The organism is Elioraea thermophila (ex Habib et al. 2022), assembly GCF_003336755.1.
Classification (GTDB): domain Bacteria; phylum Pseudomonadota; class Alphaproteobacteria; order Acetobacterales; family Acetobacteraceae; genus Elioraea; species Elioraea thermophila.
In genome coordinates this window covers 67,192-81,119 of record NZ_QMDI01000003.1, presented here as the reverse complement: position 1 = coordinate 81,119, position 13,928 = coordinate 67,192, and the positions used below count along the sequence as shown (strand labels likewise).

Annotated in this window: 12 protein-coding genes; all 12 read left to right on the top strand. The window is 70.3% G+C overall.

Annotated elements, in window-relative coordinates; translation table 11 throughout:
- Window positions 1-1,092, top strand: coding sequence for a phospho-N-acetylmuramoyl-pentapeptide-transferase (gene mraY, locus DWB05_RS07880; protein WP_114376679.1), 1,092 nt, complete (start codon window positions 1-3; stop codon window positions 1,090-1,092).
- Entirely contained in the window at window positions 1,089-2,486 is a 1,398-nt protein-coding gene (gene murD, locus DWB05_RS07875) for a UDP-N-acetylmuramoyl-L-alanine--D-glutamate ligase (protein WP_114376678.1), read from the top strand. The genes mraY and murD overlap by 4 nt, the downstream gene beginning before the upstream one ends.
- Complete coding sequence (locus DWB05_RS07870) at window positions 2,483-3,604, top strand: FtsW/RodA/SpoVE family cell cycle protein (RefSeq protein ID WP_114376677.1); 1,122 nt, start codon at window positions 2,483-2,485, stop codon at window positions 3,602-3,604. Before murD ends, DWB05_RS07870 begins: the two co-directional genes overlap by 4 nt.
- Window positions 3,605-3,615: 11 nt before the next feature.
- Window positions 3,616-4,725 (top strand): undecaprenyldiphospho-muramoylpentapeptide beta-N-acetylglucosaminyltransferase, encoded by a 1,110-nt coding sequence (murG, locus tag DWB05_RS07865; RefSeq protein ID WP_232818461.1) that lies wholly within the window; start codon window positions 3,616-3,618, stop codon window positions 4,723-4,725.
- Window positions 4,725-6,167 carry a UDP-N-acetylmuramate--L-alanine ligase gene (murC, locus tag DWB05_RS07860; RefSeq protein ID WP_114376675.1) on the top strand — a complete coding sequence of 481 codons (1,443 nt, stop codon included), beginning with the start codon at window positions 4,725-4,727 and terminating at the stop codon, window positions 6,165-6,167. Before murG ends, murC begins: the two co-directional genes overlap by 1 nt.
- 17 nt (window positions 6,168-6,184) lie before the next feature.
- Window positions 6,185-7,102: a UDP-N-acetylmuramate dehydrogenase gene (murB, locus tag DWB05_RS07855; RefSeq protein WP_114376674.1), complete on the top strand. Its 918-nt coding sequence runs from the start codon at window positions 6,185-6,187 to the stop codon at window positions 7,100-7,102.
- On the top strand, window positions 7,099-8,019 hold the full coding sequence (locus tag DWB05_RS07850) for a D-alanine--D-alanine ligase (RefSeq protein ID WP_114376673.1): 921 nt from the start codon (window positions 7,099-7,101) through the stop codon (window positions 8,017-8,019). Before murB ends, DWB05_RS07850 begins: the two co-directional genes overlap by 4 nt.
- Window positions 8,007-8,867 carry a cell division protein FtsQ/DivIB gene (locus tag DWB05_RS07845; RefSeq protein WP_114376672.1) on the top strand — a complete coding sequence of 287 codons (861 nt, stop codon included), beginning with the start codon at window positions 8,007-8,009 and terminating at the stop codon, window positions 8,865-8,867. The genes DWB05_RS07850 and DWB05_RS07845 overlap by 13 nt, the downstream gene beginning before the upstream one ends.
- A complete protein-coding gene (gene ftsA, locus DWB05_RS07840) occupies window positions 8,864-10,177 on the top strand; it encodes a cell division protein FtsA (protein WP_114376671.1) in 1,314 nt (437 codons plus the stop codon). The genes DWB05_RS07845 and ftsA overlap by 4 nt, the downstream gene beginning before the upstream one ends.
- 58 nt (window positions 10,178-10,235) lie before the next feature.
- On the top strand, window positions 10,236-11,774 hold the full coding sequence (gene ftsZ / locus DWB05_RS07835; protein ID WP_114376670.1) for a cell division protein FtsZ: 1,539 nt from the start codon (window positions 10,236-10,238) through the stop codon (window positions 11,772-11,774).
- A gap of 316 nt (window positions 11,775-12,090) precedes the next feature.
- Window positions 12,091-13,041: a UDP-3-O-acyl-N-acetylglucosamine deacetylase gene (gene lpxC / locus DWB05_RS07830; protein ID WP_114376669.1), complete on the top strand. Its 951-nt coding sequence runs from the start codon at window positions 12,091-12,093 to the stop codon at window positions 13,039-13,041.
- Window positions 13,042-13,091: 50 nt separating this feature from the next.
- Window positions 13,092-13,907: an outer membrane protein assembly factor BamD gene (locus DWB05_RS07825; protein ID WP_114376668.1), complete on the top strand. Its 816-nt coding sequence runs from the start codon at window positions 13,092-13,094 to the stop codon at window positions 13,905-13,907.
- Window positions 13,908-13,928: the final 21 nt, after the last annotated feature.

Here is a 13,928-nt window from a genome sequence, read left to right as displayed (position 1 = left end):
ATGCTGTTCAATCTGCTCGCCCCGCTCGCCGACGAGTTCATCCTGTTCAACCTGTTCCGCTACCTGACCTTCCGTTCGGGCGGGGCATGCATGACCGCCCTCTTCCTCTCCTTCCTGCTGGGTGGGCCGATCATCCGGCGGCTGAAGCGGCTGCAGGCGCAGGGCCAACCGATGCGCGAGCAGTACATGACGGAGGCGCATCTGTTGGGCAAACGCGGCACGCCGACCATGGGAGGCGTGCTGATCCTGATCGCCCTCGTCGTCTCCACCGTGCTGTGGGCGGATTGGCGCAACGCCTATGTCTGGGCGGTGCTGATGGTGACCCTCGGCTACGGGCTGCTCGGTTTCGCCGATGACTTCCTGAAAGTGACGAAACGCAACACCAAGGGCGTGTCGGGCCTGGTCAAGCTCGCCGTGCAGGGCGGAATCGGCCTCGCGGCGAGTCTCTGGATCATGATCGTCGCCCGCCCGCCGCTCGAATCCGCTCTCGCCGTGCCGTTCTTCAAGGACGTTCTGATCGAGCTCGGCTGGTTCTTCCTCCCCTTCGGCGCGCTCGTGATGATGGGGACGTCGAACGCGGTGAACCTGACGGACGGTCTCGATGGGCTCGCCATCGTGCCGGTGATGATCGCCGCCGCGTGTTTCGCGCTCATCGCCTACCTCGTCGGCAACGCGGTGTTCGCCAACTATCTGCAGCTCCATTTCGTCTCGGGAGCGGGCGAGCTCGCCGTCTTCTGCTCGGCGCTGATCGGCGCCGGAATGGGCTTCCTGTGGTTCAACGCACCACCGGCGATGGTGTTCATGGGCGACACGGGAAGCCTCGCCTTGGGCGGGGCGCTCGGTGCGATCGCGGTCGCGACCAAGCACGAGATCGTGCTGATCATCATCGGCGGCCTGTTCGTGCTGGAGACCGTTTCCGTCATCGTCCAGGTCGTCTCGTACAAGCTCACCGGGCGCCGGGTCTTCCGCATGGCGCCGTTGCACCACCACTTCGAGAAGAAGGGCTGGGCGGAACCGACCATCGTCATCCGCTTCTGGATCATTTCGATGATCCTGGCCCTCATCGGCCTTTCCACCCTGAAGCTCAGATGAGCGCGCCCTTCACCCCCTTCGCCGGCGAGCGTTACGCCGTGATGGGCCTCGGCCGGTCCGGGCTGCCGGTGGCGCGCGCCCTGCTCGCCTACGGGGCGGACGTCGTCGCCTGGGACGATTCGGAAGCGTCGCGGCGCGCCGCGGCGGAAGCCGGCGTTCCACTCGCCGACCTCGGTGCGGTCGAACTCCGGGGCTTCGACGGCCTCGTGCTGTCCCCCGGCATCCCGCACCGTCTGCCCGCGCCGCACCCGGTGGCCGCACGCGCCTTGGCGGCGGGGATGCCCATCCTCGCGGAGGCGGATCTCCTGTGGCGCGCGGTGCGCGGAAGGGGCTCGCGCGCGCGCTTCGTCGGCATCACGGGCACCAACGGCAAGAGCACGACGACGGCGCTCACCGCAATCATCCTCGCCCGCGCGGGCACTCCGGTGGAGGTCGGCGGCAACTTCGGCACGCCGGCCCTCGCCCTCAAGATCTTGGGAGACGACGGGGTCTACGTCCTCGAGATGTCGTCCTACGCCTTGGAGCGACTCGCGGCGATCCGCTTCGATGCCGCAGCGATGTTGAACCTTTCGCCGGATCATCTCGACCGGCACGGCGACATGGCTGGCTACGCGGCGGCGAAGCGGCGGATCTTCGACCGCCAGGATGCCGCCTGCACCGCCGTGGTCGGTGTCGATGACGCCTGGTCGCGCGCCATGGCCGAGGACCTCGCGCGCGGTCCGGCACGGCTCGTGCGGATCAGCGGCGAGGGGGCCGTTCCGGGTGGCGTCTATGTCGAGAACGGACGGCTGATCGACGATCGCGACGCCTTGCGGCTGCGCATCGCGAGCCTCATGGGGCATCGTGCTTTGCCAGGGCCGCACAATGCGCAAAATGCCGCCGCTGCAGCCGCCCTTGCCCTGGCACTCGGTGTGGCGCGCGAGGACATCGCCTCCGCCATCGCCACCTTCGCGGGACTTCCGCACCGGCAGGAACGAGTGGCCGAGATCGACGGTGTGGTGTTCATCAACGACAGCAAGGCGACCAACGCCGACTCGGCCGCCCGCGCCATGGCGTGCTACGACCGCTTCCATTGGATCGCCGGCGGGCGTGCCAAGGCGGGCGGCATCGCCTCGCTCGCGGCCTTGTTCCCGCGTGTGGCAAGAGCTTACCTGATCGGCGAGGCGGCAGAAGACTTCGCGCATACGTTGGCCGCAGCGGGTGTGCCGCACACGGTCTGCGGCACGCTGGAGAACGCGGTGCGGGCGGCCTTCGCCGCGGCGCGGCGGGACGCCCCGGCAATCGTGCTCCTCTCCCCCGCCTGCGCCTCGTTTGACCAATTCTCGGGGTTCGAGGCGCGCGGCGAGGCGTTCCGTCGCCTCGTCGCGTCGTTGCGCGCAAGGGCCTCGGCATGACGGCGCTCGCGCGCAACGACGGCTCGCGCCTCGGCCGATGGTGGTTCTCCGTCGATCGCTGGATGCTGGCGACGATCGCACTCTTGATCGTCATCGGCATGCTGAGTTCGCTCGCGGCAAGCCCGGCGGTGGCGGAGCGGATCGGACTCGATGCCTTCGCCTTCGTGCGCCGGCAGATGCTGTTCCTTCCGCTTGCCGCCGCGTTGATGCTCGCGGTCAGCCTGCTCGGCCCACGCAGCATCCGCCGGCTCGCCGTCGTCGGTTTCCTCGTCTCGCTCGCCTTCACCTTCGCCGCCCCGATCATCGGCCCCGAGATCAAGGGGGCGCGGCGCTGGATCTCGCTGCCCGGGCTTTCCCTGCAACCCTCGGAATTCCTCAAGCCGTGCTTCGCCGTCGTCACCGGCTGGCTGTTGGCCGAAGGCCTGCAGACGCGGGGTTTCCCGGGGGCGGCGATCGCCTGTCTGCTGCTCGGCGTCGTGCTGGTGGCGCTCAAGCTGCAACCGGACATCGGCATGGCCGCGGTGGTGCTCGCCGTCTTTCTCGCGCAATGGTTCGTCGCCGGGCTGCGCATCGTCTGGGTCGCGTTGCTCGGCGGCGTGGTCTCTACGGTCGCGGTTGCGGCGTATCTGTTGTTCCCGCATGTGCAGAGCCGGGTCGCCCGCTTCCTCGATCCCTCTTCCGGCGACACCTATCAGATCGACCGCGCCCTCGAGGCCTTCGCCCATGGCGGGCTGCTCGGCCGCGGCCCCGGCGAGGGGCGCGTGAAGTCGGTCCTGCCCGACGCGCACGCGGACTTCGTCTTCGCCGTGCTCGGCGAGGAATTCGGCATGCTGGTCTGCCTGTTCATCATTGCGCTGTTCGCCTTCATCGTGCTGCGCGCGCTCATTCGGCTGATGGGCGAGACCGATCCGTTCGTCGTCATCGCCGGCTCGGGGCTTGCCTTTCAGTTCGGGCTGCAGGCCTTCATCAACATGGGCTCCACCTTGCACCTCATCCCGACGAAGGGGATGACGCTGCCGTTCATTTCCTACGGCGGGTCTTCGGTCTTCGCGATCGCGCTCGGGCTCGGGATGCTCCTCGCGCTGACGCGCAAGCGCACTCGGAGCGACGCGCCATGAGAGGGGCGAGGATGCGCCCGATCGCGATTGCCGCCGGCGGGACGGGCGGGCACCTCTATCCTGCCATCGCCACCGCCGCTGCATTGGCGGAGCGTGGCGAGCGCGTCGTTTTGCTGACGGATCGGCGGACGGCGGAGCGCTCCGCTGCTGCCTTCGGCCCGGCCGAAATCCACGTCATCAGGGGCGAAGGGATCGCCGGGAGAGGCTTAGCGCGGGCACCGAGGGCGTTCGCCGCGCTTGCTCTCGGCGCGATCGAGGCACGAGGCATCCTCGAGCGCCTTTCACCGGCGGCGATCGTCGCCTTCGGCGGCTACGCTTCCGTCGCGCCCGTGCTTGCATCGCGCGCGCTCGCGCGAAGAGACCGACCGCGTGTCGTCCTGCATGAGCAGAACGCCGTGCTTGGACGCGCCAACCGCCTGCTCGCTCGCTTCGCCGACCTGCTCGCCCTTTCCTTCGCGGAGACGGTGGGCGTGCCGGCGCGAACGCGGACGGCCCTGATCGGCACGCCGATCCGACCCGAGATCGCCGAACTGGCCGGCCGGGCCTACGTCGCGCCGGCTGCAGGAGAGCCTGTCAGGCTGCTGGTGCTCGGCGGCAGTCAGGGGGCGCGGGTGTTCGCCGATCTCATTCCGTCGGCGCTGACCCTGCTGCCCCACGCGTTGCGTGAGCGGCTCGTTCTGACCATGCAATGCCGAGCCGAGGATGTCGGGCGCACGGAGGATCATCTCGGCCGGCTCGGCCTGGCCTTCCGCCTAGCACCGTTCTTCGACGACGTCGCCCGGCTCTATGCGGAGGCCCATCTCGTCGTCTGCCGCGCCGGCGCCTCCACCGTGGCGGAACTCGCCTGCGCGGGACGCCCCGCCATTCTTGTGCCCTTTCCGCACGCGACCGACGACCACCAGAGGGCGAACGCGCACGCGCTCGTCGCTGCCGGCGCGGCGGAAGCCTTCGCCCAGTCGGCGCTGACGCCGACCCTGCTTGCGGAACACCTGACCGCCCTCCTCGCCGATCCCGCCCGTCTGCAGGCGATGGCCGAGGCCGCACGCCGGCTGGCGCGCCCGCAGGCGGCGCGCGACCTCGCCGAGGCCGTGCTGGCGCTCGCGCCGGCGGAGACCCATTGATGCGCGCGCTCCCGCTCTCCATCGGCACCATCCACTTCGTCGGCATCGGCGGCATCGGCATGTCGGGCATCGCCGAGGTGCTGCACAATCTCGGCTATCGCGTGCAGGGCAGCGACATCGCCGAGGGCTACACGGTGAAGCGCCTGCGCGACCTCGGTATCCCCGTCACGATCGGCCACGCGGCGGAGAACCTGGGCGAGGCGCAGGTCGTCGTCGTCTCCTCGGCGGTGAAGCGCGACAACCCCGAGGTCGTCGCCGCGCGCCAGCACCTGATCCCCGTGGTGCGGCGGGCGGAAATGCTCGCCGAACTGATGCGGCTCAAGTGGTCGATCGCGGTCGGCGGCACGCACGGCAAGACGACGACGACGAGCCTGATCGCCGCCGTGCTGGAGGCCGCGCATCTCGATCCGACGGTGATCAACGGCGGCATCGTCAACGCCTACGGGTCGAACACGCGTCTCGGGTCCGGCGACTGGATGGTGGTGGAGGCCGACGAATCGGACGGTTCCTTCCTTCGCCTGCCGGCACTGATCGCGGTGGTCACCAACATGGATCCCGAACACCTCGACCACTGGGGCACGGCCGAGGCGATGAAGGACGGCTACGCCCAGTTCGTCGGCAACATCCCCTTCTACGGCTTCGCCGTGCTCTGCCTCGACCACCCGGAGGTGCAGGCGATGATCCCGCGCCTGGCTGATCGGCGCATCGTCACCTACGGCTTCTCCCCGCAGGCCGACGTGCGGGCCGAGAAGCTGGTGATGGATCGGCTCGGCGCGACGTTCGAGGTCGTGGTGTCGGACCGGCACGGCGGCCGCGCTCGCCGCCTCAAGCCGTTCCGCCTGCCGATGCTCGGCGCGCACAACGTGCAGAACGCGCTCGCCGCGATCGCGGTTGGCGTGGAAATGGACATCGCGGAGGACGTCATCCGCTCCGCCCTGCTCGGCTTCAAGGGAGTGAAGCGGCGCTTCACGCGCGTGGGCGAGGTGGGCGGCATCACCATCATCGACGACTACGGCCACCATCCGGTGGAAATCGCCGCCGTGCTGAAGGCGGCGCGTCAGGCCGGGGCGCGCGAAGTGATCGCCGTGGTGCAGCCGCACCGCTACACGCGCGTCGCCGCGCTGTTCGAGGAGTTCTGCACCTGCATGAACGACGCCTCGACGGTGATCGTCGCCGACATCTATCCGGCGGGCGAACAACCCATCCCGGGGATCGATCGCGACGCGCTGGTCGATGGCCTGATCGCGCGGGGGCACCGCTCGGTCGTCGCCCTTCCCGATCCCTCGCATCTTGCCGAGATGGTGCACGCCATCGCCAGGCCCGGCGACTACGTCGTCTGTCTCGGTGCCGGATCGATCACCCAATGGGCGCACGCGCTGCCGCGTGAGCTGGCGGCCCTGCAGGCCGCCATCCCGCGCCGCGCCGGCGGGGGGGCGTCGTGAGCGCCGTCGCCGCTGCCATGGCCGGTCTTGGCCCTCTGCCCTCCGCCCGCGGCCGCCTCGTCGCCGACGCGCCCCTCGGCGCGCTCACCTGGTTCCGCGCGGGCGGCAGGGCGGAGTTCCTGTTCCGGCCGGCGGATGCGGAGGATCTCGCCGCCTTCCTGCGTGCTCTCGATCCCGGCATTCCCGTCACCGTAATCGGTGCGGGGTCGAATCTATTGGTGCGCGACGGTGGCGTGGCGGGCGTCGTCGTCCGCCTTCCCGCGTCGGGCTTCGGCAGCATCACGCTCGAGGCCGACGGCATCGTCGCCGGCGCGGCCGCGCTCGATCGCACCGTGGCGGAGGCCGCGGCCGAGGCGGGGCTCGCGGGGCTCGCCTTCCTCTCCGGCATCCCGGGCAGCCTCGGCGGCGCGGTGGCGATGAACGCTGGCGCCTACGGCTCCGAGATCGCCGACATCCTCGACTGGGCCGAGATCGTCACGCGCGACGGCGCCGCGCTTCGTCTCGGCGCGCACGAGCTCGCCCTCTCCTATCGCCACGCTCGGCTGCCCGCGGGTGCGATCGTCACCCGCGTGCGGCTGCGCGCGCGACCCGGCGACCGCGCAACGATCGCTGCGGAGATGGCGCGCATCCGGGCCGCGCGCGAGGCAACCCAACCGGTGCGCGGCCGCACCGGCGGCTCCACCTTCAAGAACCCGCCCGGCGCCAAGGCCTGGGAACTGATCGACGCGGCCGGCTGTCGCGGCCTTCGTCGCAGCGACGCGCAGGTGAGCGAGAAGCACTGCAATTTCCTGCTCAACCTCGGCGAGGCCACCGCCACCGATCTCGAGGCGCTCGGCGAGGAGGTGCGCGCTCGCGTTCGTGCCGCCACCGGCATCGCGCTCGAGTGGGAGATCCGACGCATCGGCCGCCCGCTCAAGGAGGAAGGCGGGCGATGAAGCGCGTCGCGGTCCTCTACGGCGGGATCTCGGCCGAACGCGAGGTGAGCCTCGTTTCGGGGGCGAAAGTGGCGGAGGCGCTCAAGGAGGCGGGCTACGAGGTGGTGGCGATCGAGGTCGGTCGCGATCTCGGCGCGCTGATCGCCGCCCTCACCGCCACGCGGCCCGACGTTGCGTTCAACGCCCTGCACGGTCGCTACGGCGAGGACGGCTGCATCCAGGGCATTCTCGAGTGGCTCGGCATCCCCTACACGCACTCGGGCGTGCGGGCCTCGGCGCTCGCGATGGACAAGGCCGCCGCCAAGGCCTGTTTCGCCGCCGCAGGCCTGCCGGTCGCCCCGCACCGGCTGGTGACACGCGAGGACGTCGCGCGCGGCCACCCCATGCCCACGCCCTACGTGCTGAAACCGATCGCGGAGGGCTCCTCCGTCGGCGTGGTGATCGTGCGCGAGGGCGACAACCGCCGCGAGCAGATCGTGCGCGAATGGACCTACGGCCCCTTCGCCATGGCCGAGGCTTATGTTCCGGGTCGGGAACTGACCGTCGGCGTGCTCGGCGATCGCCCGCTCGCGGTGACCGAGATCGCCACCACGCACGGCTTCTACGACTACGAGGCGAAGTACCGGCCGGGCGAGAGCCGGCACCTCCTGCCCGCGCCGATCCATCCCGAGGCGTATGACCGCGCGCTTGGCATCGCGGCGGCAGCGCATCGCGCGCTCGGCTGCCGCGGCGCGAGCCGGGCCGACCTGCGCTACGACGACAGCGACGGCGAGCCCGGGCGCCTTGTGCTGCTCGAGGTCAACACCCAGCCGGGCATGACGCCGACCTCGCTCCTGCCGGAGCAGGCCTCGCACTGCGGCATGCCGTTCGCCGCCCTTTGCGCCTGGATGGTGGAGGAGGCGCGATGCGGCGCGTGAGCAACGATCGCCGTCCGCAACGGCCGGGGCGCCTGCGGCTGTTCTTGCGCCGTTGGCGCCGCCTTGTCCGGCCCGCGGTGGGCGTCGGTCTCGTCGTCGTCGTGCTCGGCGCATTCGTGGGGGGCCTCGCTGTCACCGGCACGCCGCAGCGCCTCATCGCCGACGCCACGCGCGCGATCGAGGACGCCGCCGCCGATGCCGGGCTCGTCGTCGCCACCGTCACCGTGGAAGGCCGCGTGCACGAGGACCGTGACGCGATCCTGGCCGCGACGGGGCTTCGGCTCGGTCAGCCGATGCTCGCCGTTTCGCCGGAAACGGTGCGCCGGCGGCTTGAGGAGCTGCCCTGGGTCGAGCAGGCCTCGGTGCATCGGCGCCTGCCCGGCCATGTCCATCTCGCGATCGTCGAGCGCACGCCCTTCGCGGTCTGGCAGAATCGCGGTGTCTTCGCCGTCATCGACCGTGAGGGGCGCGTCATCACCCGCGACGGTGTCGAGCGTTTCGCCCATCTGCCGCACGTCGTCGGCGAGGGAGCAGCGGAGACGGCGGCGGCGTTTCTCGACCTGCTCGACCGCCACCCCGAGGTGAAGCAGCGTGTCGCCGCCGTCGTGCGTGTCAATCAACGGCGGTGGAACCTGCGGCTCGTTTCGGGGGCGGATGTCCTGCTGCCGGAGGGGCATGAGGCGGCGGCGCTGGCGCGGCTCGCGGAGTTGCATCGTGACACGGCGGTGCTGGATCGCGCGCTGAAGGTGGTCGATCTCAGGCTCGCCGATCGCCTCGTGCTGCGGCCCGCGGCGGATGTGGCTCCGGCCCCGGCGGCGACACCGGCGGACAGAGGGCGCCGCGGATGAACGAGATGCCGAACCGGCCCTCGCCGGCCCCGGAAGCCCTCGCGATGCGCTCCACCCCAACGCGCGGTCGGCCGCGCGGCCGGTCGGGCCCGATCGCGGTGCTCGACATCGGCTCGACCAAGATGACCTGCCTGATCGGGCGCGTGGACAGCGATGGCTCGATCCGCGTGCTGTCGGTCGGCCACCAGCGCTCGCGCGGCGTTCGCGCGGGCTCGATCGTCGATCTCGACCAGGCGGAGGCCGCGATTCGCGCCACCGTGGCGCAGGCCGAGGAGCAGGCTGACCAGCCGGTGCGCGAGCTGGTGGTCAATCTCTCCTGTGGCCAGCCGCAGAGTCGCCACTTCGACGTGCGCATGGCGATGCACGGCGATGCGGTGACGGATGCCGATCTCCGCCGCATTGTCGCCGAAGGCCGGATGCGCGCCTACGCCGAGGGGCGCGAGGTGGTGCACGCCATTCCTCTTGGTTATGCGGTGGATGGCACATCGGGCGTGCGCGACCCGCGCGGGATGGTCTGCGAGTCGCTCGGCGCGCGGCTGCACGTGGTCGATGCCTCGGTGGGGACGCTGCGCAACCTCGCCGCCTGCCTCGGCCGCTGCGACCTGGAGATCGAGTCCTTGGTCGCCGCGCCGTTCGCCGCCGGCCTCGCCGCTCTGGTCGAGGACGAACGCGAGCTCGGCGTCGTCGTGATCGACATGGGCGGCGGCACGACGAGCCTCGCCGTGTTCGCCGACGGGCAACTGCAGCACACCGACGTGATCCCGATCGGCGGCCAGCACGTCACCAACGACATCGCGCGCGGGCTTTCCACCACCGTCTCCCATGCGGAACGGATGAAGACGCTGCACGGCTCGACCGATGCGGCGCCCGGGGATGAGCGCGACCTTCTTCCCGTGCCGCTGGTCGGTGAGGACGACCACGCGATCGCCAAGGTGCCGCGGTCGATGCTGATCGGCATCATCCGCCCCCGGCTCGAGGAGACCTTCGAGCTGGTGCGCGCTCGTCTCGATGCGGCCGGGCTCGGCAGTGCGGCCGGCCGGCGCGTCGTGCTGACGGGTGGGGCGTCGCAACTCATCGGCGTGCGTGATCTCGCGGCGGCGATGCTCGACAAGCAGGTGCGGCTGGGTCGCCCGCCCGCCCTGCGCGGCTTGCCCGACGTCGCGCAGGGTCCTGCCTTCGCCGTGCCGGTCGGGCTGCTGATCTGGGCCGCGACGGAAGGCCAGGTCGCACGCGACCTCGCCCCGGTCGGCTTCGCCGGCATTCCCGGCCCCCTCCGCCGCCTCTTCACCTGGCTTCGCGAAAGGCTGTGACGCCGATGCGGGCCCCCACCCCAACCCCGAACCGGAACGCCTCTTCAGGAGACACGCCATGGCCATCACGCTGACCGTCCCCGCCCAGGCGCTGAACGATTTCCAGCCGCGCATCACCGTCATCGGTGTCGGCGGCGGCGGCTGCAACGCGGTGAACAACATGATCGCCTCGCAGCTCGACGGGGTGGAGTTCATCGTCGCCAACACGGACGCGCAGTCGCTGATGAAGAGCCGGGCCGATCGCAAGATCCAGCTCGGGCCTCACCTCACCCAGGGGCTCGGTGCGGGCGGACGGCCCGAGGTCGGGCGTGGCGCGGCGGAGGAAGCGGTGGAGGAGATCGCCTCCCACCTCGCCGGCGCACACATGGTGTTCATCACCGCCGGCATGGGCGGCGGCACCGGCACAGGGGCGGCACCGGTGGTGGCGCGCGTCGCGCGCGAACGCGGCATCCTCACCGTCGGCGTGGTGACCAAGCCGTTCGAGTTCGAGGGGCTGAAGCGCAAGCGTGCGGCGGAGGCCGGCATCGAGGAGCTGCAGCAATACGTCGATACGCTGATCGTCATCCCGAACCAGAACCTGTTCCGCCTAGCCAACGATCGCACCACCTTCGCCGAAGCGTTCAAGATGGCGGACAACGTGCTCTACATGGGGGTGCGCGGCGTGACCGACCTGATCGTGCATCCGGGTCTGGTCAATCTCGACTTCGCCGACATCCGCGCAGTGATGGCGGAGATGGGCAAGGCGATGATGGGCACGGGCGAGGCCGAAGGGGAGGACCGCGCGGTGCGCGCGGCCGAGATCGCGATCTCCAACCCGCTCCTCGAGGACGCCTCGATGAAGGGGGCGAAGGGCGTGCTGATCAACATCACCGGCGGGCCCGACATGACGTTGTTCGAGGTCGACGAGGCGGCGAACCGGATCCGCAAGGAGGTGGGCGACGAGGAGGCGAACATCATCTTCGGCTCCTCGATCGACGAGGACATGGCGGGGCGGATTCGCGTGTCCGTGGTCGCCACCGGCATGGAGGCGAACCAGGCACGCCAGCGCCCCGCCCTGGTGGCGGTGGATGGTGCGCCGGTGGCCCGGCCGGCCGCCGCTCCCGTCGCGGCCGCTGCGGCCACCGCGCCCGTGGCGGCCCCGGTTACGGCCACAGCGACCAAAGTGGTCGGCAACACCGTGCTGCAGACCGCCCCCCTCGCCGCCGAACCGGTGGTGGCGGAAAAGCCGCAGCCGCCCGAGCCCGCCAGACAGCCCACCATGGTCGAGCCGGCGATCGTGGCGGGCGAGCCGCCGGCACCGCTGTTCGCGCCGCGCGAACCGACCGTCCCCCAAGACGCCGTCGCCGCGTCGGCGCCCGCTCCGGGCATGGCTGCAACCGGCCCTTCGCCGGCGCGCAGCCTGTTCCAGCGCATGACGCGTCTGATCGCCGGGGGTGAGGCACCGGCGACCGCCCCCATGTCGCGCCCCGCCGTCTCGCCGCGGGCCGAACCGATCCTCACGCCGGTCGGGCATGCTTCGTCCAAGCCACAGCCGCGGCCGGGCCTGGAGGAGAGCGGGCTCGACATCCCGGCCTTCCTGCGCCGACAGGGTAACTGAGGCCGACGCTTCTCACCCGCTGACCGTCGTCGCGTGCGTTTTTCTGCCGCACCTGTGCGGCTCGGGTGACGTTGCCCCAATTCAGCCAAAATGCGGAAAGATCAAGGCAGTGAACTGATACATTGAGAAAAGAAGCTTGACTTGCTGCGATGCGGCGGTGGCTCCTAAGGTGCATTGCAGAATGGCGGATCGGGGCGGGGCCTTAACCTTTCGCGGCATCCGAACCGATCCTCTCCCGGCTCAACCGCAGCGGTTGCCGCGTCGGGAGCTTCCGGTCGGAGACCCGTCGAACGTGCAGTTGGCGTCTGACGATCAATTGGCGAGCAGCGTTCAGCCCTTCCAGCGGACGCTTCGGGCGCCGATCGGCTGCACGGGGGTTGGGCTCCACTCCGGGCGTAAGGTTTCGCTCACCCTTCGCCCGGCGGCGGAGAACGCGGGCATCGCCTTTCGGCGCATCGACCTCCCCGACCAGCCGGTGATCCCAGCCCGCTGGGACCATGTGATCGACACCCGGCGCAACACCACGCTCGGCCTGCCCGGGCGTCCTGAAGCCAGTGTGGGCACGGTCGAGCACCTGCTCGCCGCTCTCGCCGGCAGCGGCGTCGACAATGCGATCGTCGACCTCGACGGTCCCGAGGTGCCCATCATGGATGGGTCTGCCGCGCCATTCGTGTTCCTGATCGAGTGCGCGGGGCTGACGACGCAAACGGCTGCGCGGCACATGCTCGAAATCCTCCGCCCCGTGACGGTTGAGGAAGGTGGCGCCAGCCTGACCCTGCTGCCCGATCCCGGCGTCGTGCCGACCTACGAAATGGAGATCGAGTTCGCCTCCAGCGCGATCCGTCGCCAACATCGCGTGGTTCGGCTGGCTGCCGGCGCCTTCAAGCGTGATCTGGCACGCGCGCGCACCTTCGGCTTCGTCGAGGAGATCGAGGCCTTGCGCGACGCCGGCCTCGCCCGCGGCGGCAGCCTCGACAACGCGGTGGTGCTGCGCGGGGCGACGGTGCTGAACGCCGGCGGGCTGCGCTACACGGACGAGTTCGTCCGCCACAAGCTGCTCGATCTGGTCGGCGACCTTGCCCTCGCCGGGCTACCGCTGCGTGGCCGCGTCGTCGCGCGGCGTGCCGGTCATCGCCTGAACAATCTCGCACTGCGGGCCCTGTTCGCCGACCCGCGCGCTTGGCGCGTCGTCCCGCTGCTGGCCGCCACCTCGGTGCGCGACGGTGTGAGCACTCCCCTCGCCGCCGCCGCCGCCGCGCCGGTCTGACCGCCGCGCCTGCTCTCGCCGCGCCTGGCCGCGTGCTATAGAGCCGCGCGATGGCTCTCCTTCGCATCGCCGCCCTGTTTGTGCTCGTCATCGCGCTCGCCGCCTGCAGCGGCCGCGACGACGTCGACACTCAGCTCACACGGGAACGCCCCGTGGAGGACATCTACAACGACGCGGCCGACGCCCTCGAGGCAGGACAGTATGCGCGCGCCGCCACCTTGTTCGACGAGGTCGAACGGCAACATCCATACTCGTCCTGGGCGGTGACGGCGAAGTTGATGGCGGCCTATGCCCACTACATGCGGAACCAGTACACGGAGGCAATTGCCGCCCTCGATCGGTTCATTCGCCTGCATCCCGCCAACCCGAACATCGCCTATGCCTACTATCTGCGCGCCCTCTCCTATTACGAGCAGATCGCCGACGTGACCCGCGACCAGCGGGTGACGGAACAGGCGTTGGGCGCGCTGACCGAGGTGGTGAACCGCTTTCCCGACACGCCATATGCGCGTGACGCGCGGCTCAAGATCGACCTCGCCCGCGACCATCTGGCCGGCCACGAGATGATGATCGGCCGCTACTACCAGCGCCAGAACCTCCATCTGGCGGCGATCAATCGCTTCCGCCGCGTGGTCGAGCTCTACCAGACGACGAATCATGTCGCCGAGGCGCTGCACCGATTGACCGAGTCCTATCTCGCACTCGGCCTCACCGAGGAGGCCCGGCGAACCGCGGCCGTGCTCGGCCACAATTTCCCGGGTTCTCCCTGGTACCAGGACAGCTACGCCCTGCTCGTCCCCGGCGCCGAACCTGCCGAGCCGCGTCGCACCGGCATGCTCGCCCGCTGGTGGTCGTCCATCTTCTGAGCCCTCGGCAGCGAGTGCGTC

What these genes read in the sequence shown, in the direction of transcription:
- DWB05_RS07845 (WP_114376672.1), top strand. Translation starts at nt 8,007, where the DNA reads ATGCGGCGCGTGAGCAACGATCGCCGTCCGCAACGGCCGGGGCGCCTG.
- murG (WP_232818461.1), top strand. Translation starts at nt 3,616, where the DNA reads ATGCGCCCGATCGCGATTGCCGCCGGCGGGACGGGCGGGCACCTCTAT.
- ftsA (WP_114376671.1), top strand. Translation starts at nt 8,864, where the DNA reads ATGAACGAGATGCCGAACCGGCCCTCGCCGGCCCCGGAAGCCCTCGCG.
- DWB05_RS07850 (WP_114376673.1), top strand. Translation starts at nt 7,099, where the DNA reads ATGAAGCGCGTCGCGGTCCTCTACGGCGGGATCTCGGCCGAACGCGAG.
- DWB05_RS07870 (WP_114376677.1), top strand. Translation starts at nt 2,483, where the DNA reads ATGACGGCGCTCGCGCGCAACGACGGCTCGCGCCTCGGCCGATGGTGG.
- murD (WP_114376678.1), top strand. Translation starts at nt 1,089, where the DNA reads ATGAGCGCGCCCTTCACCCCCTTCGCCGGCGAGCGTTACGCCGTGATG.
- murB (WP_114376674.1), top strand. Translation starts at nt 6,185, where the DNA reads ATGGCCGGTCTTGGCCCTCTGCCCTCCGCCCGCGGCCGCCTCGTCGCC.
- ftsZ (WP_114376670.1), top strand. Translation starts at nt 10,236, where the DNA reads ATGGCCATCACGCTGACCGTCCCCGCCCAGGCGCTGAACGATTTCCAG.
- DWB05_RS07825 (WP_114376668.1), top strand. Translation starts at nt 13,092, where the DNA reads ATGGCTCTCCTTCGCATCGCCGCCCTGTTTGTGCTCGTCATCGCGCTC.
- mraY (WP_114376679.1), top strand. Translation starts at nt 1, where the DNA reads ATGCTGTTCAATCTGCTCGCCCCGCTCGCCGACGAGTTCATCCTGTTC.
- murC (WP_114376675.1), top strand. Translation starts at nt 4,725, where the DNA reads ATGCGCGCGCTCCCGCTCTCCATCGGCACCATCCACTTCGTCGGCATC.